Origin of the sequence: Alteromonas sp. I10, from assembly GCF_003201515.1 — a bacterium.
GTDB classification, from domain to species: Bacteria; Pseudomonadota; Gammaproteobacteria; order Enterobacterales; family Alteromonadaceae; genus Alteromonas; species Alteromonas macleodii.
In genome coordinates this window covers 55,278-78,060 of sequence record NZ_QJJN01000006.1, presented here as the reverse complement: position 1 = coordinate 78,060, position 22,783 = coordinate 55,278, and the positions used below count along the sequence as shown (strand labels likewise).

20 protein-coding genes are annotated in these 22,783 nt (G+C 40.6%); 3 read left to right on the top strand and 17 right to left on the bottom strand.

The features are described from left to right. Positions 1 to 4 precede the first annotated feature (4 nt). From BZA03_RS12760 to BZA03_RS12750, 3 genes are all read right to left on the bottom strand, one after another. Positions 5 to 2,872 (bottom strand): ATP-dependent DNA helicase, encoded by a 2,868-nt coding sequence (locus tag BZA03_RS12760; protein ID WP_110288981.1) that lies wholly within the window; start codon positions 2,870 to 2,872, stop codon positions 5 to 7. Positions 2,873 to 2,896: 24 nt separating this feature from the next. Further along, on the bottom strand, positions 2,897 to 3,763 hold the full coding sequence (locus BZA03_RS12755) for a WYL domain-containing protein (RefSeq protein ID WP_110289068.1): 867 nt from the start codon (positions 3,761 to 3,763) through the stop codon (positions 2,897 to 2,899). A gap of 72 nt (positions 3,764 to 3,835) precedes the next feature. Then, positions 3,836 to 4,840, bottom strand: coding sequence for a DUF429 domain-containing protein (locus BZA03_RS12750; protein ID WP_110288980.1), 1,005 nt, complete (start codon positions 4,838 to 4,840; stop codon positions 3,836 to 3,838). 128 nt (positions 4,841 to 4,968) lie between these two features. On the opposite strand from BZA03_RS12750, the gene BZA03_RS12745 reads away from it, so the two are divergent. Together BZA03_RS12745 and BZA03_RS12740 are read left to right on the top strand one after the other, a co-directional pair. After that, positions 4,969 to 5,727: a DUF2034 domain-containing protein gene (locus BZA03_RS12745; protein ID WP_110288979.1), complete on the top strand. Its 759-nt coding sequence runs from the start codon at positions 4,969 to 4,971 to the stop codon at positions 5,725 to 5,727. A gap of 21 nt (positions 5,728 to 5,748) precedes the next feature. Further along, positions 5,749 to 6,498, top strand: a complete 750-nt coding sequence (locus tag BZA03_RS12740) for an NYN domain-containing protein (protein ID WP_044445989.1) — start codon at positions 5,749 to 5,751, stop codon at positions 6,496 to 6,498. A 1-nt stretch (position 6,499) separates the two neighbouring features. On the opposite strand, the gene BZA03_RS12735 is transcribed toward BZA03_RS12740, so the two are convergent. From BZA03_RS12735 to BZA03_RS12710, 6 genes are all read right to left on the bottom strand, one after another. Continuing rightward, positions 6,500 to 6,793, bottom strand: coding sequence for an RNase H1/viroplasmin domain-containing protein (locus BZA03_RS12735; protein WP_101563297.1), 294 nt, complete (start codon positions 6,791 to 6,793; stop codon positions 6,500 to 6,502). A gap of 58 nt (positions 6,794 to 6,851) precedes the next feature. After that, positions 6,852 to 7,259 carry a DUF2787 family protein gene (locus BZA03_RS12730; protein ID WP_044445991.1) on the bottom strand — a complete coding sequence of 136 codons (408 nt, stop codon included), beginning with the start codon at positions 7,257 to 7,259 and terminating at the stop codon, positions 6,852 to 6,854. A 277-nt stretch (positions 7,260 to 7,536) separates the two neighbouring features. Beyond that, a complete protein-coding gene (locus tag BZA03_RS12725; RefSeq protein WP_101563298.1) occupies positions 7,537 to 8,004 on the bottom strand; it encodes a hypothetical protein in 468 nt (155 codons plus the stop codon). Positions 8,005 to 8,022: 18 nt separating this feature from the next. Next, positions 8,023 to 10,053, bottom strand: a complete 2,031-nt coding sequence (locus tag BZA03_RS12720; protein WP_110288978.1) for an ATP-binding protein — start codon at positions 10,051 to 10,053, stop codon at positions 8,023 to 8,025. Positions 10,054 to 10,065: 12 nt separating this feature from the next. Then, positions 10,066 to 10,959 (bottom strand): tyrosine-type recombinase/integrase, encoded by an 894-nt coding sequence (locus BZA03_RS12715; protein WP_039236987.1) that lies wholly within the window; start codon positions 10,957 to 10,959, stop codon positions 10,066 to 10,068. Positions 10,960 to 11,129: 170 nt separating this feature from the next. After that, positions 11,130 to 11,861 carry a hypothetical protein gene (locus tag BZA03_RS12710; RefSeq protein WP_110288977.1) on the bottom strand — a complete coding sequence of 244 codons (732 nt, stop codon included), beginning with the start codon at positions 11,859 to 11,861 and terminating at the stop codon, positions 11,130 to 11,132. 456 nt (positions 11,862 to 12,317) lie between these two features. On the opposite strand from BZA03_RS12710, the gene BZA03_RS12705 reads away from it, so the two are divergent. Next, positions 12,318 to 13,514: a hypothetical protein gene (locus BZA03_RS12705; protein WP_146212367.1), complete on the top strand. Its 1,197-nt coding sequence runs from the start codon at positions 12,318 to 12,320 to the stop codon at positions 13,512 to 13,514. Between the two features lie 47 nt (positions 13,515 to 13,561). On the opposite strand, the gene BZA03_RS12700 is transcribed toward BZA03_RS12705, so the two are convergent. The 8 genes from BZA03_RS12700 to BZA03_RS12665 all read right to left on the bottom strand — a co-directional run bounded on the left by BZA03_RS12700 (position 13,562) and on the right by BZA03_RS12665 (position 22,697). Next, a complete protein-coding gene (locus BZA03_RS12700; protein WP_110288975.1) occupies positions 13,562 to 14,377 on the bottom strand; it encodes a hypothetical protein in 816 nt (271 codons plus the stop codon). A 61-nt stretch (positions 14,378 to 14,438) separates the two neighbouring features. Further along, positions 14,439 to 14,810, bottom strand: a complete 372-nt coding sequence (locus BZA03_RS12695) for a hypothetical protein (RefSeq protein WP_258364641.1) — start codon at positions 14,808 to 14,810, stop codon at positions 14,439 to 14,441. Positions 14,811 to 15,400: 590 nt separating this feature from the next. Continuing rightward, positions 15,401 to 15,760, bottom strand: a complete 360-nt coding sequence (locus tag BZA03_RS12690) for a DUF6488 family protein (RefSeq protein ID WP_020742705.1) — start codon at positions 15,758 to 15,760, stop codon at positions 15,401 to 15,403. Positions 15,761 to 15,777: 17 nt separating this feature from the next. Next, positions 15,778 to 16,290, bottom strand: coding sequence for a hypothetical protein (locus tag BZA03_RS12685; protein ID WP_012516819.1), 513 nt, complete (start codon positions 16,288 to 16,290; stop codon positions 15,778 to 15,780). A 20-nt stretch (positions 16,291 to 16,310) separates the two neighbouring features. Then, positions 16,311 to 17,009: a HupE/UreJ family protein gene (locus BZA03_RS12680; protein WP_020742706.1), complete on the bottom strand. Its 699-nt coding sequence runs from the start codon at positions 17,007 to 17,009 to the stop codon at positions 16,311 to 16,313. 4 nt (positions 17,010 to 17,013) lie between these two features. After that, positions 17,014 to 20,160, bottom strand: a complete 3,147-nt coding sequence (locus BZA03_RS12675) for an efflux RND transporter permease subunit (RefSeq protein WP_020742707.1) — start codon at positions 20,158 to 20,160, stop codon at positions 17,014 to 17,016. A 12-nt stretch (positions 20,161 to 20,172) separates the two neighbouring features. Then, on the bottom strand, positions 20,173 to 21,411 hold the full coding sequence (locus tag BZA03_RS12670; RefSeq protein WP_012516822.1) for an efflux RND transporter periplasmic adaptor subunit: 1,239 nt from the start codon (positions 21,409 to 21,411) through the stop codon (positions 20,173 to 20,175). Then, the gene (locus BZA03_RS12665) at positions 21,408 to 22,697 is read right to left on the bottom strand and encodes a TolC family protein (protein WP_020742708.1); all 1,290 of its coding nucleotides are present in this window, start codon (positions 22,695 to 22,697) and stop codon (positions 21,408 to 21,410) included. Before BZA03_RS12665 ends, BZA03_RS12670 begins: the two co-directional genes overlap by 4 nt. Positions 22,698 to 22,783: the final 86 nt, after the last annotated feature.

Here is a 22,783-nt window from a genome sequence, read left to right as displayed (position 1 = left end):
ATCCTTAAGCAAATTCCCAATTTTTTCGGTCACAATACGCTCGTGCACTGCAATCAACGCAAGTTTTGTCTGGACGAGATGGGATTTTAAAATCTTTGTTTTCAATTTTATCGACAATTGAGTCAAACGTACTAATAGTCGACTCTATTGCTGAGGTATTCTTGTTGAAACTAATATTTGGTAAGCCATTTGTTTCACCAGTAAAATAAAGGTGCATTTTGCTAACCTTGTAACCAGTTCTTTGTTCAACTAAATGAGCGTAAATTTCCAACTGGCGTTGATGGTGTTTAATACGATCTCTGTCTTTTTCCATATCTGGCTTGCGCTCAGATTTAAAGTCAACGATCTCAACGGTATCGCCTTCTCCTTTAATCAAATCCACGCTTCCTTTGAGCACATACTGATCTTTCACAAGCGAAATATCGACTTCGGTTTCTTTGATATCTTGCCAATTACCATCCTTGTGCTCAACATAACGCATAACGTGTTTTAACGCAGCCCCAAGAGTCGAGTCACCAAGGTACATGCGTTCACGATTGGATAAGTTGCGATAATTATCCATTAACAACTCTTCGATATGTGAACGATTTATCAGGTGTTCTTCGCCTCGAATAGCTGCTTTATGAACATCTTCTAAAGTTTCATGAACAAGCGTACCGAATAACATCGGGCTTATTTTTACCGGCTGAAAGTCTAATTCTTTAAACAGCCTGTATTGTTCTGCGCAAGTTTCAAATAGCGTAATATGTGAAGTGAAAGCATATTCATTTTTTATATTCACGTCTTTTACGTGTTCAAACTCTATATTTGTAATCTTGCCTTTAACGTCTTTCCAGTAGGGTAACTTACTAACGTATTCCTCAAAGTATCGAGATGGTGTTTTACCGTAACCTGAACGTTCTTGGCCAGTTAGGATTAATAAATTCTGTGGCCTTGAAAATGCAGTATAAAATAAGCGCCAAAAGTCGAAATGTTTTGTTTCCTCCAAAGGCTCAAAAGGCGTTTTTTCGGTATACTCATTTTCGATGATTTCATCAAGAACAGTATACTGTTTACGAGGCGTAGCTTCTAAAGAACCTACAAAAACAATCGGAAACTCGAGCCCTTTTGATTGGTGTATAGTAAGAAATGAAACGCATCCAGAAGGCGCATATTCAGACATGTCTTCATATTCATCGATGCCGCCATCGTATAAAAATCTCAAAAAATTATCGAACAAGTCTTTCAAGTTACTATTAAGGAATTTTGGATTCAAAACGCTTACATGATGTAAATATTCGAACTTGCCAAGCATACGACTCAGCTGGGACAAGTTTCGTTGTGCTCGCTCATTACCATTCTTTTGCTCTAGATATTGACTAAAAAGCGGAAATTGAAGAATTTCATAAAACAGAGATAAAAATGAATAGTCAGCGTTGGCAGTAAGACCTAAATGATAGCGTGCTTTTCGTTGACACCATTCTAGTAAATCTTTGTTGGCTCGTTCTCTAAGTCGTTCGATCAATGGGCTAATACAGTAACGCTCGTAATATTCCCATATGTGTGGAGTTCTGCCTTCCTTTTGCTTTTCAGCGCGCTCTTTCATCACCTGTGGGAATACCATATGTAATACCCCAAGCAAATAACGAACTTCCTGTCTTTCGAAAAACAAATTAGCTCTTGGTGAATAAACCGGTATTCCTCGATCTTCTAACGCTTGAGCTAAAGCTCGTACTTTGTCAGATTTTACCGAACGGAACAAAAACGCAGCCTGATTCCAATCTGCTAACTTTCCATTTTCTTTTAAGTGGATAAGTAGGTTATAGACATCTTCATGCCATTCATTACCCTCTGGTGTAACCGCACTAATGACAGATGGCGTATCTATGAACTCGCCTTCACGAGGTTGAATTGTTTTACTATAACGATAATTAACTCCTCCACGTAACCAAGGCTTATCTCCCATGTATGTGTCGTAGAATCCAACGATTTCTGGGTGAGAACGGTAGTTAGTAGAAAGTTTAATTTGTTTACACTTCCCAGTAGGGAAGTGTTTGGGAAACTCAAGAATATTTCTTACACTTGCTCCCCGAAATCGATACAAAGCTTGGTCATCATCACCCACAACACACAAGTTTTGGTTATCACCCATCAACAACCTCAAAAGCTTCTCTTGAATTGTATTTGTATCTTGATACTCATCGACCATGAGATAGGTGATTTTATCATTTAGCATCTGCAATATTTCATGGTGTTCTTGCAGAAGATACAATGTCTCTAGTTGGATGTATGAAAAGTCTAAAGCGTTACGCTTATTCAGCAATCGACAATATGTTTCACAGCATTCCCCCAATGCGTTGATCGCCAAGTCTCCAGAGTTCAATAAAGTATTAATATCTATTGCTTCTTCTGCTACCTTATTGAGCCAAGACATCAAGTTTTCTGATTTAGCCCAAGCTGGTATTTTATGTTCTCCCTGAATGTGCTCTACACCTTCGATATCCTTAAATTCTCGAAGGTTTTGATACAAGAAATATTGTTGGTCGAACTGATCCATCAAAACAAACGAGCGTTTTAAGCGAGTGTACTCTCGGTACTCTTCGAGAAGCCTTAAACAAATTGAATGAAAGGTCCCCAAATACATTTCATTAACATTAAATGTGGAGCCTTCTTCTAAAAGTCTGTTGGAGATCCTTGTCTTTAACTCCAGTGCGGCTTTTTCCGTAAATGTTACAACGAGCAATTGCTCAGGTTTTGCATCATGAACCTTTATAAGGTTTAGAATACGCTCGACGAGCGTGAAAGTTTTACCTGAACCAGGACCTGCAATAATTAGTAATGGCCCTTCATGATGTTTAATCGCTCTTATTTGGTCTGCGTTAGGTGATGACATAAAAATCCTTTTACTGAGTCATTATTACAAGTGATAGCCTGGTACAATCGCTAAGTTTTGCACATTGTTCAGCTTAAATCGGTTTTGTAGCCAAAGTCGGTATTCCGCACCTTTTAGTGTGCCGCGCTCGGTACAGTCAACATTCCGTCGTCTTAACAGATAACTCTCCATCGCTGCTCGCACTTTGATAAGAAGTTGCTTATTCTCCATACCATAATCCATTTCTATCGCGGTGAGATGCTTAACATTCTTTGGATGTGGCACGAGTTGAAGCGGAATAAGGCGCTGCCATTCGGTATCTGCTTGGGCGCTCTCTTCCTCAATAGGCGTTTCTTTAATTGTTACTTTGCTAATGCGCGTTAACACGAAGTCACGGAAGCTTTGACTCTTGCTATCAAATGCACGAACGTGCCAGCGAAGGCCATTGTCGGCTATGGAGTGCGGTATAAGTTCTCTGGCACCTGAGCCGCTAGAAAGTGACGTGTAGATAACACTAACCGCTTTGTTATTAAGAATGGCCTGTACCAGACGCGCAACAATAAAGATGTCTGGCACATTCAGACTGGACGGAGCTTCTACTGGAAAATGAATATCGCCTATTGCATCAAACCCATCGGAGATATCGTTGATGAGTTTGGTTAATGTTTGCCTTGCGTCATGTTCGAAGACAGGCTTGAACTGAGGCGTCTGTAAGTATCGCTTTTCTCGTGAGTCGTAAGACAAGTTATCCGGCGCAAGCTCTTTGTAAATGCTGAAATCGCGTGAGCCTGCCGACAAGCCGACTTGAAAACGGTTAATTAAGTCCTGACGATAAATCGAGCCTTTGAATAACAGGCAAAAGTCGATGTAGGCAAGGCGTTGTTTTTGAAAAAAGCTGATAGAGTAGAGCATCATCCCTGTGTACTTTTCTATACTTTAGTTAAGTGTGGTTTATTTTGATACGGTTGTAAAGCGCACACACTTCTAACTGCTCATAAATCGGCGCTTAAACTCCTTCTTCCTTGCTTCAGGTTCGTTTTCTAATAATCCTGTGCATTTGTGAGCAGCATGCGCATCCCACCCAAACGGCCAGCGTTTAAATAGGTGTTGATTACAGGCAGGACAAGCACGTTGATGTGCAGTATTAGAAACAGTCTGCTTTGTCTTTTTTAGGGAGGTAGGCTTTGTCGGTGGCCCTGCCGTTGCACTGCTTAACGGCTTAACTTTTGGTATCCAGATAGCATCGCCTTTCTCTGGGTCACCAAAACAGGTGCGCTCCATTTCGGGTAAGCTGGCTACCCATGCGGCACTATAGGCGTCCACTCTATCGTGCATCGGACCAAGACACATGTTGGCTGCTTGTTCCCAGTCTTCGTTAGTTATCGGCCAACCCGTATATTGCGACATGGCAGATAATTGTAACTCGGCCTGATTCCCTTTGCTTTTATGGATATCAGCAACGCCTAATTGTTTCACTGTCGCGTGTGGATAGACTTCTATGCACTCAGCTATTTTGCTTAGCCGCTCGTTCAGTGCAAAACCTAATAGCATAAATATTTGATGAGCATGTGGCAGGTTTTGTGTTGGCTTATCTGCTTGCAGATGATCAATACCCTTTGCCTTAATGGCTTCGAAATCGTCTCTCGATGGCGTTGTGTAACAATTGATGCCTGCCTTATCGAGTGCCTGTTCCGCGAGCCTGCGTTTAAGCCGGTTATCTCTTGGTCTAAGTGGTGAGTCAATGCCAATACGAACAGGATTCAACTGATAGGTGACGCATACCGTTTCAATGTAGCGCGCGACATCGTTTGCAAATGTTTGACTTACTTTTTCGTGCAGTGTTAGAGCGTTTCCCAACCCTCTAGGTGGTTTTATTTGGTAATTAGCTAATGGAAACGGCAATAATTGTCCATTTTGTCTGGTGCAAATCACCAGCGGTAAATACTTATCTTTCGCACAAGCGACATCAATGCCGATAAATACATCCATGTTTACCTCTCCATTTCTCAAAAAGATTTACGGCTTCAGGTTAAACAATACTACATAAGTAGAATTAATACCCAATCAAGACATTGATTAGGTTAATATTTAATTCTATTCAACAAGGATGTTCGATTATGCCTAGAAAAAACACATCTTTTGCTGACCTTCTTTTCCAAGCGCCATGGTGGGTTTCAGTTATAACATCGGCAATTACCTATTTATTGATGGGCCATTTACTACCTTCTATCGAAACGGATAATCAGCTTATCAATATGGTATTTAAGGCGCTCGCTGTTCCTGCGCCTTACTTTGCAATTTTCATATTACTCATTGCTCCATTTTCATTTTTTAATGCTCGACGCAAGGCCAAGCAATTAGATGCTCAAAAGAGTATTGAAACTATACGTCAGCTGCACTGGCGCAACTTCGAAGAGCTAGTGGCAGAAGCCTATCGTAGACAAGGGTATCGAGTAACCGAAGGTGGGTTTGGTGCTGACGGTGGAATTGACCTAGAGCTTAGGAAAGGCGATGAACGAGTCATCGTTCAGTGCAAACAATGGAAAGCACAAAAAGTTGGTGTCAGTGTGGTACGCGAGATGTTTGGCGTGCTCACTGCCAGCAACGCAGCCAAGGTTGTCGTAATTTGTTCGGGTAAATTCACCCAGCAAGCTATAGATTTTGCCTCTGATAAGCCCATTGTACTCATCGATGGAGGCGAGCTGCTTTCACTTATCCATGATGTGCAAGCGGAGCCAAAGGTAGAGGAGATAAAAAAGACCGCTTGCCCTAGGTGCGGAAGTGATCTTGTTGAACGGCAAGCAAAGCGTGGAGCCCATGCAGGCAATACCTTTCTAGGTTGTTCTGCCTTTCCTAAATGTCGTTACACAGAATAAGTATTTTTAAGGATAAAATTGATGAAAGACTTGGATGTTCACAAAAAAGTAGCGGTACTAATTGATGCTGATAACGCTCAGCTGTCGAAACTTTCTGCCATTTTGGATGAGATATCAGCACACGGCCATGTACTCATCAAGCGTGCCTACGGAGACTGGTCTATTGAAGCGTTGAAGAACTGGAAGACGCCTCTTAATGAATTAGCCATACAGCCGATTCAGCAATTTGCTTATACAACGGGTAAAAACGCAACAGATGCGTCCATGATTATTGATGCGATGGATTTACTCTATTCTGAAAAAATAGACGCATTTGCTTTAGTATCCAGTGATAGCGACTTTACTAAGCTAGCGTCACGTTTGAGAGAGTCAGAGAAATTTGTATTTGGCGTAGGTGAGAAGAAAACGCCAGTGTCATTTCGCAACGCCTGTGATGACTTTATATTCACCGAAAACCTAGAGGCTGGTCAGGTTTCTAAATCAGGTAAACCTAAACAGGAGCAAAGTAGCGCTGGTAATGGTGCAGAAGAGCTAATACCAGCAATGCTTAAAGCTTGGGAGTTATATCAGAATGATGATGGTTGGGTGAATGTTAGTCCAGTTGGTAATTTTCTAAAGCGTGCTAAACCTGATTTTGACCCGAGAACTTATGGTGCAGCAAAAGTGACCGATATTGTTTCTAGTCTTCCTACCGTCTTTGAAATGACGAGACAGAAAGGAAAAGGGACGACACAAATTATTTTGTACCGTCCTATCTTCGCGACCACTTAGCCTAATCTAATTCCCAAGGAGGAAGATCAACGTTTTCCATATTCGGCTTTAGAGGTTTCTTTTGCTTGGTTTTGCGTTTTGCCTTGAGCACTATTTTGCCGTCGTCTAAAAAGCGTCTGTAGGCGCGTTTTGCTTCTTCGATAGACGCGAAACCTTGGTAACGGCTTCCTGAGTAGCCATTCACTAAGGCTTTAGTTTCTTTCCATGATTTGTAAACTCCCGGCGTTCGACCTTTAAAGACTACATAAGCGGCATACCTGCTAGTGATGTTGTAGTTGGAAAAGCATCTCGACATGATTACCTCCTTTGGTTTGTCAGCTTTCCCAATGTGTTTACACTTTTATGTTTTGTAGCTACTCGGATACCGATATCGAGAAAACATCTAATTCCAGCCAGTAATGCAAGAAGTTACCTTCCCATATTTGATACATATCGGTTGCTTGCTCAATAGGAAACACACCGAACAGGTTTTGAAAAACACCTGCATCGAAATCAAAGTCGAGGTCTTTTGCTAGCTCTGCATAGGGGACATTTCCTATATAGGCAAAATCCGTGACGTAGCAAAAGTGCCATGCGTTATTGCGTTTCTCCAAACGAATCTCTACAGGGTGAAAACCACCGTTTTCAGCTGAGTAATTAAGGTCTCTGAAGTTAATTGTCACGCTTGTTTGTGACATGCTATGCTGCACAAGTAAATCGACGAGTGCTTGTGCAAATCGCTTTGAGACAGGCAAAGCGAGTCCCTCATAATGAATATGCATAATAAAAACTCTTCTAATTGAAATCTATGAATGTGAGTGCTGCCTAGCGCGTCTGTACGAAGCTTTCAAGCAACTAAGTAAAGAGCAGCTGACTAGCAATTTGCAATGTCTTCTACGTCGCTTTCAGTAGCGTTATTCGTTATGCTTCTGAAACGCTAGTGCTGCGAGAGTGCGACTTACTTTTGTAAAATAGACAGCACTCGATTCTTGGATCGCTATCGTTGTTCGCGCAATCAAGCGCTAAGGACGATAACTGATGAGTAGAGCAGGGGGCTAACTACGATTTTGCTAACTTTGCGTTAGCCGGACTCTTCCCCTTTGCGACAGTCTTTGGCGGCGATATTAAGAACTCATCAAGCTCTCCTTTTTCTACCGCGCTTATCAAAATGTCGATGACCTCAGGAAGCTTTTCTTTCTCGCCAACATCTATGGCTGGTTTCCCCTTTTGTAACTCGATTGCTCTTATGCCCACCTTAACCTCAAGGAAATAGTGGTTATCGGTATCGTAGTACCAAGGACGAACAGTAGCCTGCCAACGTTTTTTAATTCGCTCTCCTGTTTCTGGATCTTTGACTGTTTTTTCTTTGTATGCCACGAATGGTGTGCCTTCAAGCATACAAGTGGCGAGCTTTTTTTGCTGTTCAAGTCGGTTGATTAGCTTCATACGCTTGTTCAATACCGGTGGCTTCTGCTTGATTTCAGGACGAGCGATAACCTTGAGCGAACTCAATACAGATGTAGTCATAATGTTTACCTTTAAATGTTAAGGGCGAATAAAGCCCATTGGTGTGTGTTTCTGCTTACGCAGGTTTTCGTCTGCCAACAGGGTGATGGCAAAGTCACGAATTTGAATTTTGGGTTGAAACTTCTTTCGACGAGCCAATAGAGCGAAATCACCGGGTGTTAGGTTGTGCAGTGAAGATAGCTTTTGTGTCTCAGCTTCCTTGAGCGTTCTAACTTTAGTGAGTTTTTTGTACAACTCTACTACTTGAGTAGACGTAAGGTATTGGCAGTCTAGTTTGAAATCGAACCGACGTAACACGGCTTTATCAAGCTTGTCGGAAAAGTTAGTAGCAGCGAATAAAGGCTGTGTGAAACACTCTATTTGCGTTAAGAACTCATTAACCAGCTGATGTTCGTGATGAGCAGTGAGCGCTTCACGTGAGCTTAGTAAGCTATCCACTTCATCAAGCAATATGACTTGCTCCTCATCATGAGCGCGCTGAAATAGCTCAGCCACCTTTTGCTCACTTTCACCCACCCATTTACTTAAAATATCAGAGCATTTAACACGCAGCAGTTTCCTACCATGTAGCTCTGTCAGATAGTGCGCGAAAGCGGTTTTTCCTGTTCCTGGAGGACCTGAAATCAATGTTCTCGCTGGCTGGTTGTGTTTAAGTGCGAACGCTATCTCGTTGAGATACTCCTTTGACTGCTTAATATTTAAGTAGCTCGTATCGAAAGGTAGCTCACTTTTGTACTCAAGTTTATTTTGCCATTGCTCCGTTGCTCTAAGTGACGCTTCGACAACTTGACCGATTACAGCTTCTGCGCGACCACGTTTAGCATTAATAGCGTGAGCGACATGCGTTGCGTTAGCAACAATTGCTGGCGTAATGTTCTCTGTTTGACTAATAACTTTTCGTGCTGACGAAGAAACGCTTAAGCCGTGATAGTAAGGCCGCGTTATCTGTTCGATTTCTTCTGGTCTTAACGTAGGAACGTCTAATACGAGCTTGAATCGCCTTATAAAGCTTGGCTCAAGATATTGGATATGGTTTGTAATCCAAATGCAGGGAATTTCGTTTTGCTCAATGAATCGCTGTAGATGTTCTTTACTGTATTGGCTGTCAGCACAATCGAATAAACTCTCGCATTCATCTACCAGCAACATAGCGTCCGCCTTATACGTCAGCAATGATTGAAGTAACGCTAAATAACGAAGCCTTTCTTTGTTTGGAAAGCGGCTATTGAACTCATCTTCAGAGAAATTGCTAGCAAGTGCAGTAGAACGAATTTCGTAAAGTGTTCTATCGCAGTATTTGGCAAGTGTCCTCGATAACTCTGTTTTACCTGTTCCTGAAGCTCCATAGAGCAAAATGCTTGCTCCAGACTGTCTAGACTTACTAGCAGCAGTGAGATATTGCGACAAAAGCGCAGTATTCACGTGAGGAAAATCATCTAATGTGAAGCTTGCATCGGGCGAAGGATGCAGCAACGGTGCTATAAGTGTTTCCCTTGAGGTAATTGTTTCACTTAACAGCGTTCGAACAAGTGCTTTTGGCATTGCACCATACTCGAAGGACAAAAAGTCTGTATCAGGCAGAAAACCATAATGATTGAGCTGCGCAGTTGCGTGAGAAAATAGTTCGTCACTGATGCCTGAAATGTCTTTGAGGATTTCGTTTAACGAAAGGTGGCTTGTTTGCATGTGCACCTCAGAAGAAAGCGCTCTAATCCACTTGTTAACCTGTGAGAGCAAGGCGAACTGAATCAGTAACTCGGTTTGCTTAGGCAAGTCCATCACGGTTCTGATATAGCGACAATTAGCTAAAAAGGTTTTCGTTACCTGAGGCTGAGTATCAGTAATAGTGAGGCAAGCTTTGTAATTGACGTTTTTGCTTCTACCTATGAAAAACGATTGGGTAGATACCTTGCTACCACGCAAATTACTGGCAAGACTTTTACTGAGTATATCGGTATCGATTGAAGGCAGATAGTTGAGTAATCGCTTGCCCCATTCACATGCAAGGTAATTAAGCTCACTCGACTTATTGAGTACTTTATAAGACATGCTAGCGCCCCATTATTGATAGGAAAGTAGAGATGCAGCTTCTTGCATCACTTTTTCATTTCGCTTGTCGTACATGATGGTTGTACTGATATCCTCATGTCCTGCCATTTGGCGCACAGTGTTTATATCTACATTTTGTTCAAGTAATCGTGTGATAAACGTTCGTCGAAGGTCATGCGGCGAGACTCCTTCTATGCCAATTGATGCTAGCGACTTTTTAGTGAGTGAATAGATAGAGCACGATGACAACGCGGTGTTGTGTTTAATATTTCCACCTTTTGCGACACGAACAAACAAGTGGCCGTTGCTCTTACTTCGAAGTGCTAGCCATTGATTCAGCGCAAGTTGCGTCCATGCTGGCAGATGAACAGTTCGGCTCTTGTTACCTTTTCCTTTTCTGACGATCAGAGCAGTACCTTCGATAAAGTCTTCTACCAAGAGGGCTACTAGTTCACTTCGTCGTAACCCTGTGCCTAAAAGAGTTGAAATTAATGCGTAGTTTCGAATGCCGAGAATAGATGTATCGCGTTGTAACTTTATCAACAGCTTATTGACCTGCGCAGTTGAGAGAGGCTTTCCATCATGTTTTCCGTGATTCACTTTGCTGATAGCCCGAAGTTGAATTGACTGCATTTCTGGAACGAGCCCGGACAGTACAGCTATTTTTACGATACTTCTGATCGCTATCATTGCTCTGTTGATAGATCTAGCTGACCAACCCTGAGTAATAAGCTTCGTTTTAATATAGGTAGCTTGTTGAAAATCGATTAGATGATATTTATCTTCTCGCTCTTCATCAGTCCAACCCATCATGTCCGCAATGCTATTTAGTTGTGAAGCAATTGAGCGCTGACTATTAGGCGCAAGTCGACCTAAATACAGCGCATAGGGGCAAGCTGCATTCATAAAATGCTCCGAAGTTGTAGTTAAAAGTATTGAATTTGAATGGAAGTGCTTAGAAAGCGAAGAAGATAATATCAGGCGATATTAGTTATTTGTATGGCTGTTTTGTCCCAGCGAAATAATAATTATTATTTCGCTATATCGGGTATATTCGGCATGAAAGTAGTGGTTTTTTAGTTTAAGTACCTTTGACGAAGCAATACGAGAAGTCTTAAAATCCTTCGAGGTAAAGGCTCAACTAGGTAAATTATGGAACCCTTTTGTAGAACTTTTTTAAAAGGCTTTGTTGTGTATTTGACGGTAGGCTCGAGTTTGTGGGTAAAAGAGCCGAACTGATAAACATTTCCGTGTTTCGGTAAATCACCTCTAGCATACATTGTTATTGCCACTAAGTTAATTTTCTTACCTCTATTTATACCGAGCATTAAATTTTTGCAAATCGATTTGAACAATATTCTCTCAGAATGTGTTAAGCTTTCCAAACTATCTAAATATTGTTTTTCTCGCTTTTCGATTAGATAGTATTTTTTGTTTATATTGTTTAGTAAATCTTTTGTTGAGATTGAATGTTTTTCTGCGATTTCATTTATTTCTTCGAAAGTTTCATTGTTAATTCTTTGCTGTTTGTTTCTATTTCTATATTTTCTGTCTCTAATGTGACTTTTCCACTTTTTCCAAACGTTTTTATCTATTCCGTTAATTACGCTATTGATATGTTTTTTAATTTCTTCTGCAACAATTGATTGTCCTGATTCAAAACTCTTCTTTAAAGATATAAGTTTTTCTTTAATGATTTTTATTGATTCATAGTGAGCTGGGTTGTCATAACCTTTTACTTCACCTTTTTCAATAAGGTTATCTCCAAATTCGAGCCAATCTTCTATTCCATCTACTACTCTTATCATAAGTAAAAACTCAGCCTTCTCTATCTATAATAAAAACCGTAGTTCGGAGTTACTTTATTGTCAAATCGATTTAAATGTAAATAAATTCTAGGGCTAGCTCGTGGGGTTGAGTAACCGCTTCATCATAGGGCTTTATTTGTAAAAGGCGTTGTGCGACGTTTTTGTTGAACGCTCAAAACCCGTTGTTCAACGGTCCTCCTCTTTAGAGATAACGCGTTGTGCGACGATCTTTTTATGAACATTGTTAGTAACTACTAACGCTTTTTATCAGATCACAAAGGCGTTGAGCAACGATAGTCAGTTGCGAAGTAAAAAGTTGTGATAACGCAGCAAAAGTGTGGTTTAGGCTGGGTTTTAGTGCGCTTTTGAAGGGTAAGGCTTATTTTTTTAAACAATAGGAAAATTTTTTGAGTTTACTAATTTAAATACATGTCACACACGCACACAACTATCAGTATGCACACTAATATAACTAATACTACCAACCATACCAATAATACAGTACGTAATAATAACCTCATTGATAACCATTGTAGTAAAGAGAGGTTTGTTGAGCTACGTTCCCGATGCAAACTTCGCGACGCTGCTTTCAGTAGCGCAAAACTTCAAAAGAAAGATGCGAAGTTAATTCAAGACTTTTATTCGGCACTACGAATTGAGGACAGAGATAGCGCACTTCGTGCCATAGTAAGTAATGACGGATTTTTAAAAAGAAACTCAGATAATTTTTATCGCTATTTGGATAACCCTCGGTGGCTTAAGCCAGACTTTGATAGGTTAACAATTGGTTATGCTGTACCTAAAGGAAAAGCCTTCGAAATAATAAGACGTTTGAAAGATGGCGACGCTCCAGAATACGCTACTGCAAAGCGCACTTTAAAAAAAGATTACTATAAATATTCTCGTCTTATTAAATTCAAAAGTGGTAATACGATAAGGCTTTATTTAATTAGTAAGAATGATGGTGTTAATTTTAGACATGTTAAAGTTGACTTTACGCCATCTTATTTTAGTGACGATGAGTTGGTAAAGTTTTTTAATTGGTTTAACGAGCTACTAGGGAGCGAGCGTAAACGCGCGACAAAAGACTCTATGATAACGTCAATGGAAAATGGCCTTCAATTACATAATGTATTTGCACCTCAAATCCTTCATAACAGTTTGTTCGGGAAGGAAGAGAAGTTTAATTGGAAAATAAAAGGTAAAGAGCAACCGTTTACTCAGGCCACTTATGATGCTTTTAAAGCTGAGTGCGGTGGGACCATAAAGAACAAAATTTACTGTCCGGTATCGAAGCTATTTAACCTCATATTTAAAGAAAGACCTTATACCGAAGATGATGCCCTTACGGTTATGGAAAATATATCGCATGCAACTAGGATCGAGAGTGCCTATTCATATAAACACTCGGCGAAAAAGTATTCTCTACTAGAGATGGAGCGTGTGCCTTGTTATTTGAATCAGTTTGATATCGTTGCTCCCGATTCGCTAGTCGAAATACCCATTGAAGAACGAGTCAAACTAATGGGACAGCGAACGTTATCTGGCATAGAGAGGAGCAACACACGCAATCTTGATCTGACTCCTAATTCACTAGAGGCCAAACGTCTTAAAATGCTAAAGCACTACAAAGATATTTTCTTGAACAGTTGACAGTCATCGCAAGCACACTTTGCCGTTGACGTGTTCAGTAATGTGTATCAGCAATTTTGTAATACTGTGAAGATAGCGTTTTGCGCAGACTCTCTAAATTCACGACCAATTCTTGGTGTGTATGAAGGGTGGGGGGCTGATATTACAGTTGTTTTAAAATCGCCTTTTTGCAGTCTACCTACTGAAAACTTGAACGTTACTTTACCTCTCACTTCGTGATGTTGTATGTCCGTTAAGTTTGAAAAGTGTAGCAGCCAATTCTTTGATGATGGGCTATTAAAGCTCTTGGGAACAAGAACAACCTTTGGCTTGAAGTACTCTATTATCTGATTGTTCAGCTCGTAAGAAAACTGAATAGCTCTCTCTAAAAGCGCTTTATCGTATTTAGCCAACTGAGAAGTGAAGCTTTTAAAATCCTTACTTCCCCACAGCACTATGTTAGCCATGAGCGTTTTGTGTTCGCCAAACCGCCTATTGAATATTTCTGAGTAGAATTGCCACTTGTTGTTTGGCTTGTTAATAGGATCCCACAATGGGACATTCGCACCTTCGCTATTTTTGTACGCTTCGCTGAAATTGTCGTTCATGGCTTGTTGCACAAAACCCTCGTAGTGGGAAGGGGAGGAAGGAGACAAAATAGCGTCGAGAGATTCAGGAACATTAGGATTTGAGCCTAACCAAATTACATCAACTGATTCGTCATTGAGCTTACTTAATACTTTTGCTGTCTCGATTTCCCCGAAGATAGAGCCTCTAAACGGTATCGAATAAGAGCCTGTACCTCTCTTGAGCGCTTTATTTTCTTGGTTTTCTACAAAGTCAGAAATACTATTGTTTATTTCTTCAAATATATTCAACGTCATGTCCCTATGGTTTGCTTGCGTATTCTTTACTGAGCGACTTTTTAACTTTTTCGTAAGCTTTTTATGAACTGAAGATACGGTAATGCTTGTCTCGCTTCCAAGTACATTGACTCGGTATTAGATTAAATTTATCACATACCAAGGTTTGAAGCTCAACGCTCTGTACCACTTTTCTGTCTGCATATATTTTAAAGAACTTTGAGTTTCCAGAGTAGATTACTCTACCCCTGCTGACTTCTTGATATTCAACAGCAATGAGCTCAGGAAAACACGGAAGGTATATTCTATGCTCTTCCCACTCTACTAAATGGCTAAAGTCACTGTCATAGAGTGAAAGGCTATCAGGCTCTGCACTATTCAAAGGCATTACTTTAGCAAGTACAGTCGACTTGTAGACCCAAAAAATACCAATATGAGGCAGCTTAGCTTTCATCTTGTATATCTCCAACATGTTGACGTCACCCAACTGTCTTGGCAGAGATTTACAACCCTTTAATTATTCAACATTTGCTTCTGAAGTGAGCGCTATTCGCTTGCATGACATATCGTGTTCAAAAGCGGAAAGCTAACTTCTTATCTTTACTCGAATAGGTAACGTTAATATAGATTAACGTTACTATTATCTAATAATAGATTTTTCAATATCTTTTATTTGAAGGCGTGTACGTATTTCCATTAGCGTATAAGAAGCAAAAAGTTCAAACGAAAATTTGTCTAATATAATCTAGTCGATTGATATCAAGCGTTACGTTACTCTAACAGCTTGCGTATCAGTCTGATTTAACTTTTTAAAGTAATGCTTACCAACTATTCAAATAGTTTAATTTTACTCGTAAATCTACACCTTCTTTAATACCTATCCTTAGATACAAAAAAAGCGAACAAGAGATTGCTTTTTACTTCTTTGTCCAAGAAGATTGAGGGTATGGCTAAGCAAGCGTTTCAGAACCAAAAGCACGGTTGGGGCTGACTTTATGATTCTGAAAATCTCTTGTTCGAAACTTAAATTCTCATTAATCGAAGTTAATGAGAATGGCCATGACCTTTGTCAAATGAGGTTGCCTTTTCAACATTGAGGACTTTCCCTTTTTTGCTAATGCTAAAGAAAAGAGTTTCACCGTTCTCAGAGTTTGTCGCTTTAACTATATATTCTCTCTCTGTCGCTTCAACTAATTCGAAATCTCCCTGTGCGACCTTATTCCATGAAGTGTCCAGCTTCCCTACAGACATTCCATTGTTTTTAAAAGTAAGTGTTTTAGCCGTTGTCTGGGCAGCTTGGATGACCTCCATAACACTTACCTCGCCATGCGCTCCTCCATGTGCGAAAGCATTAGAAGAAGCTAAAAGCGCAGATGCAATTGTTAATACTTTTATGTGTTTCATTCTGTGATTCCTCATTTTTACTTTAAACCTTCAACGATGTATTCACCGCTGAAAATTAGTTGAACATCAATATCTTTGTCTGTGTTGTTTTTCCAATACCAGCCATGTGACCCGTTAAAAGGAACAACAAAACTCCCTTTCATACTTTCAACAGTAGCGACAGTGTATGACTTAAAATAGCCAGTATTATCACCATCTGGTTCACCATGAAGATCGACATATAGCTCGCCATTACTTGTTTGCCATTCATAAGTGACCTGCTGGCTCTCCATCATGCTGAGCTTATACTCGATACCTTTACCTGCTGGAACAGTAACGACCACTGTATCTTGGTCACCGTCTGTACTTGTCTTAGCAGATGGAGATTCTCCGTCCTGATTAAATACTGTTAGACCGAGCTTCTTTCCGACACCAGTAGGGTCAATGTCATACTCAGCAGGTAAAATAAATAACACTAGAGTCACTACTGCTACTGACAATGCAATTACAGTCGCTTTTATCAGTGCTCGATTTGTTTGATTAGATTCCATAAATATATTTCTCATAAGATTTAGCTAACAAAATACCCTGTTAGTTGCATGCCAACTAACATAAAACCACCACTCATCAAGACTGTGTTCGTTGCCGCAGAAAAACGGTCGAAACTCTCGAATTGACGCCAAAAATTAATTAACAGAAGAATAAAAATAAGAGCCATAAACTGACCAATTTCTACTCCAATATTAAAGGAGAGCAGATTTAGCGCTAGCCCATCTTCAGGTAAGTGAAACTCTTGGATCTTTGTTGCTAATCCGAAGCCATGAAACAAGCCAAAAATAAGTACAGCTTTCTTAGGGTCGGGTTGTTTACCAAAGAAGTGGGTGAATCCTCCGAGGTTATCAAACCCTTTATAAACCACTGATAAACCGATAATTGCATCAATCAGGTATGCATTAACCTGGATATTAGCTAGGACTCCAGTCATTAGAGTTAAACTGTGACCTATCGTGAACATACTTACGTAGAGCAAGACGTCTTTACTATTTCTCAGAAAAAACAGCACTCCCACTAGAAACAGCAAATGGTCATAACCCGTAACCATATGTTTAGCTCCGATATACAGAAAAGGAATTATCTGGATACCAGTGTTGTTTTCTAAGAAGTTACGTGTACTGTCGTCTACACCGTGTGCAAAGGCTTCAAACGAAGCCATTGCACACAGAGATAGAAGAAGGTACACCAAATGCGTTAGCTTTAATTTACCTAACATTTATTTACCCTTCGCTTTTCATTAATGAATTCCCAGAAATGTGCTCTTCAGACTTGTCGTTCGAATGTAAAATTCGAAATAGTGCGGGTAAGACGAAAAGCGTTAAGATTGTTGAAGAAATTACACCTCCTATTACAACGGTTGCCAATGGTCTTTGAACTTCAGAGCCGATTCCTGTGTTTAATGCCATTGGAATAAAACCTAGCGAAGCTACGAGAGCTGTAGTGATAACAGGTCTTAACCTCGTTACTGCTCCTTCGATAATTGCACTTTCGAGCAATTGGTTCCTCGAAATTAAATCTCGAATAAACGAAACAAGCACTAATCCGTTCAGAATTGCTATACCAGATAACGCTATAAAGCCGACTGCCGCAGATATTGAAAAAGGGATGCCTCGAAGGTACAGAGCAAAGATCCCCCCTGTAAGTGCTAATGGAACCCCTGAAAAAATAATGAGCGAGTCTTTTATCGAACCTAGTGCTAAGAATAAAAGTAAAACAATAAGAACAAGTGTGACTGGCACCACAATGCTTAAACGCTCAGACGCAGACTGTAGCTTTTGATAAGTACCACCATATTCAATCCAGTAACTGGCAGGTAATTTAACTTTAGATTTAATCGCTGCCTGTATATCTTGAACAAAGCTACCTAAATCTCGACCACGCACGTTGGCAGTAACAACGACTCTGCGCTTTCCGTTTTCGCGGTTGACTTGATTAGCTCCTAAAATAACTTCCATATCAGCAAGCTCTTTTAGAGGTATATGCTCACCATTTGGTAAGGAGATAGGCAAATTAGACAGCGAATTTACATCTTGGCGCTTTTCCTCAGGAAGACGCGCTACAATATCGAAACGTTTATCGCCTTCGTAAAATTTTCCTGCGACTTGCCCCCCCATAGACACAGCTACTTGTGTTTGAAAGTCTTCAAGGCTAAGCCCGTATAATGCGAGCTTTTCTCTGTGCGGTAGAAAAGTGAGTACTGGAAGACCTTTAGTTTGCTCTACCTGCACATCACGTATACCTTCAACATCCTGAATTGCCGTTTCGATTTCTTTCCCGAGTTCAGCCAAAGTATCAAAATCATCACCAAATACTTTTATTGCAAGCTCTGCTCTAACTCCAGCAAGCAACTCATTAAATCGCATCTGTATTGGTTGGAGAAATTCATACCTATTGCCTGGCACAGGTGTAACTAGTTCTTCTAATTCAGCAACTAGCTGTTCTTTAGTCTTATTAGGGTTAGGCCATTCGCTTCTAGGCTTAATAATTATAAAATTATCAGCAACGCTAGGAGGAACTGCATCTGTAGCTACATTCGCGGTACCTATTTTTGCAAATACGCGCTCTACTTCGGGTAACGCTTTTATTCTCTCTTCAAGTACTTTCTGCATCGCAATAGATTGCGATAGTGAAGTACCAGGAATTCTCAGCGCATGCATCGCGATGTCGCCCTCATCAAGGTTTGGCACAAACTCACTGCCGAGCCGCATCCCCATAAATGAAGCCAGCACAACTAATGAGAATGCAACTATAATGACCAGCCATCTCGCCTTTAAAATAACCTTCAGAGCAGGCCTATAAAGTGATACTGAGGTATTGATAATGATGTTTTCTTTCTCAGTTACCTTGCCTTTGAAAGTTAGCGCAATAGCAGCAGGGATAAATGTAATTGAAAGTACCATCGCGCTAACAAGAGCTATTACTACCGTTATTGCCATTGGGTGAAACATCTTTCCCTCAACACCTGATAGCGCAAATATAGGTAAGTAGACTGCGGTTATTATGAAAACCCCGAATAAAGCAGGTCGAATGACCTCTCGTGTCGCATCGTAAACTAAGGATAAACGTTGTTTGGCGTTAAGCTCGCCTTTTTGAGTGGCATGAGAAAGTCTCCTCAAACAATTCTCAACGATAATGATAGCCCCGTCGACTAACAATCCAAAATCGAGTGCACCTAAGCTCATCAGATTCGCTGTTGTTCGTGTTTGAATCATTCCCGTTACAGTCATAAGCATGGCGAAAGGAATAACTAAAGCTGTCAAAAATGCGGCTCTTATGTTGCCTAATAGTAAGAACAGAACAACAATGACCAAAATAGCCCCTTCAGTAAGGTTCATTTCGACCGTATCTAATGTTGTATTGACTAGTTTTGTTCGATCGTAGACAGCGTTTACGACTATTCCTTCGGGAAGTGACGCGCTAATTTCTTTTATTCGTTCACCAACACCTCTCGCGACCTTTTGGCTGTTCTCGCCTATCAACATAAAGACTGTACTCAGCACGACCTCTCGACCATTCTGTGTTGCAGCCCCAGATCTTAGCTCCTTACCTTCTTTTACTTCCGCGACGTCTTTTACTCGAACAATCTTGCCAAGGTCTGTAGGCAAAGGAATCTCAGAAATTTGTTTAAGCGTTTCCACTTGTCCAGGCAGTCGAATTAACCATTGAGCACCATTTTTCTCAATAAAACCTGCACCTTTATTTGAATTATGCTTTCCTACTGCATTTATGACATCTTGCTGAGTTAAACCGAATAACAATAATTTATCGGGGTTCAGTGCAATAAGGATCTCGCGCTCAAATCCTCCAATTGGGTTGACTTCAACAACGCCTTCTACTTGCATCAATTGTGGACGAATTACCCAATCATGAACTGTTCTTAAGTCTGTCGGGGAAATTGGACGACCATCTTCATTGGTTGTCCCTTCCTTAGCGTCAACCGTGAACATGAATATTTCACCAAGTCCCGTAGAAATTGGCCCCAACTCAGGCTCCAGTCCTGAGGGAAGTTCAGATTTTGCAGCGTTAATACGTTCATTGACTAATTGCCTAGCAAAATAGATATCAGTGTCATCATTAAAGATCGCAACTACTTGTGATAATCCATAGCGAGATACAGAACGCGTATAAGACAGGTTTGGAACTCCTGACAATGCGGTTTCAAGAGGAAACGTGATACGTTGCTCTACCTCCAGTGGGGTATACCCAAGTGCCTCTGTATTTATTACAACCTGCACATTGGTAATGTCTGGTACAGCATCAATTGGCAGCTTTTGGAAGTTCCAAAGGCCAAGCATCGCTACCGCGAAAACAAAAACGAGAATTAGCTTACTTCTCTCGATTGAAAATTTTAAAATAGCATCTAACATTCAAGGAGTTCCTTAGTGGTCGTGAGACGCGCCCGACTTCTCAATATCAGCCTTTATTATGTAGCTGTTGAGAGTGACATATTCTGTTCCAGAGGGAATGCCGTTTAGTACTTCAACCCATCCCTCTGCTTTTCGGCCGAGCTCAAGCATCCGAACTTCGTATTGATCACCAAACTTTCCATAGACCACCGTGAAATCTCTAAAAGCCTGAAGGGATTCCTCTTTCACAGCTCTTTCAACGGTGAATGAGTCAAAGAGAATTTGGGCAGTTATAAACTGTCCTGGTGAGTAAAAGCCGTCATTATTATTTACAATGGCGCGATAGACTTTTGCTTGCGAGCCGTTAACGGCATAAAGGCTGTCAAAAATTTTAGTGCTTATCGTCTTATCGTGACCCGGAACTTGTATATCGACGGGAGCATCTAACAATTTCTTGTTTTGGTCTTCTGGATATACGTTCAGCTCTGCTATTAATTGCGAGGTATCAGTAATAGCGACTAGTTTCTTGTCTCCCGATTGTTCGCCTACCCCAATATCCTGAAATGTAATTAGGCCATCAATCGGCGATTTAACTTGATAACTTTGCAAGCTTTCGCTTGATTGGATAGTGAAAAGAGTCTGCCCTTTCTTTACTGCTTGACCTAAAATGACATCAACAGAAGTTATTTCGCCTGGATAACGCGCAGATATATTCCTCACTGCATTGGGGGGTAAAACTAACTGGCCATATACTTTCAACCGCGCGTTAAGTTTTTTACTCGATACGAAATCGGTTTTAATGTCCATAGCCTTTGCTAGTGAATCATCTATTTTTGTCCTTCCTTCATAGTTATCGTAAGACCATTCGTATGTTTTGCCTTGGTAATTGGCAGTAAGTGAAACTAAAAAAGAGTGAGGTTCATAGATAACCATGTCACCGCGCAGATAATTGCCCTCAACATAAAAATCTATGTCATCGATGCCATCTCCCAAACGCGTGAGTTTTACGTTCACTTCAATGTCTTCAGCTGATATTCGCTGTCCTGCATAACTAGCGTATACACGAAATTCGGGAGGGGTGTCGGTTTCATAAATCGCCAGCTCGATAGCAAGGTCACCCTGTCTCAATACTCGACCATTATTAGGGCCTTTCTCTACTTCTTCTTGAGTAATTTCTTTAGCTGACTCAGCAACAGCTAGGTTACTGATTGCGGATAAGCTAATGCCAATATGGGCAAATGCTATTAAGGTAAATAATTTGCGAAGTTTCATAGTGCTCTCTCATTCTTGGATACCGAAGTACCCGTTAATCTCTCTAATTCAATGTTAAATAGTTGAATGTTGGTATAGGCATCGATTAGGCTCTTCTGCGCATTTAACAGTTCTTTCTGGACCGCAAAGAGGTCCGTATATGAGTAACTTCCGATGTTGTATGCTCGACTAGCTTGCTCATTTGCTTGCTCTAACATCGGAATGGAACTGTTTGATAATTTTTGGATTACATGGAGGCTGTGCTTTAATTTGTGAGTCAACAACAGAGCATCAGTGGAAATACTTTGAAGTAAGGCATCAGATTCAGCAGCACTTTGGCTCTGCTTTGCACGCAAAGACGTGATTAATCCTTTATTACGACCTTCGCCTCCAATAGGTATTGATATCCCAGCTACAAATGCAAAGTCGTCAATTACTTCGTTTCGTCTAATGCCTGTCGACACTTCCCAAGCGGGTGACTCCTCTACTACTGCCAAATCAATTTCAGATTCAATTTCTTGTTGCTGTAGTATGTAGCGTTGGATTTTCGGGTTTTCCTTCAATCTTTTCAAAACTTCATCTAACTCAGAAATTGAAGGAATATTTGTAAGCGTTCCAGTTACTGAAAAGTTTGTAGTACCCTTCCACTGCGCCGCTAATGCAGATTTTGTTGCTGCAATCTCATGAACAAGATCTTCTACTTCTAGCTCGTACAAAGATAGCGAAGCGCGAGCGCGGAGTTCATCGATAGCGTTAGCTTTTGCTGCTTTTACACGACCTTCTACATTGTCCAAGAGATCTTTCGCTTGGTCTTCTGCAATCTTCGCCAACTTTAAGTTCTCTTTTTGAGCCAATAAGGTTATATACAATCGTGCTGTATTTGCTGCGATATCAACGGCTTTAACCTCTTGATCAATTGTAGTTGCGTCAGCTTTCGATGAAGCTAGATTGACCCTAGACTCGATAATGTCATTTTCAAGTAACCATGAAATGCTCAATGTTGCTTGCAATCCAGATACCCCTGAGTTGTTACCAGAGCCCAAGAAATCCTCGAGTTGCGCATTAACTACTTTAGGCGTGCCAACCTCAGCTTGAGTAATAAGAGCTTTTGCAGCCTCTGATTTATGTGTGAATACATGTAATTCAGGATGTTGTTGCAGGGATAGACTAATTGCATCATTCAATGTGAGTATTTCTTGTGCATTAACACCAACAGACATCCCACTGATGGACATGCTTATAAGCATACCACTCACAAAATACCGATTGATGATCGGTTTTTTGCTTAATTTTTTTCCAAAAAACATAAATAAAATCCTTATGAAAGCTTTTTAAAAGCCTTCGACTAAGTTTGAAAATAAAAACCGTTCACCGATCGGTTTTTAGAATAAAT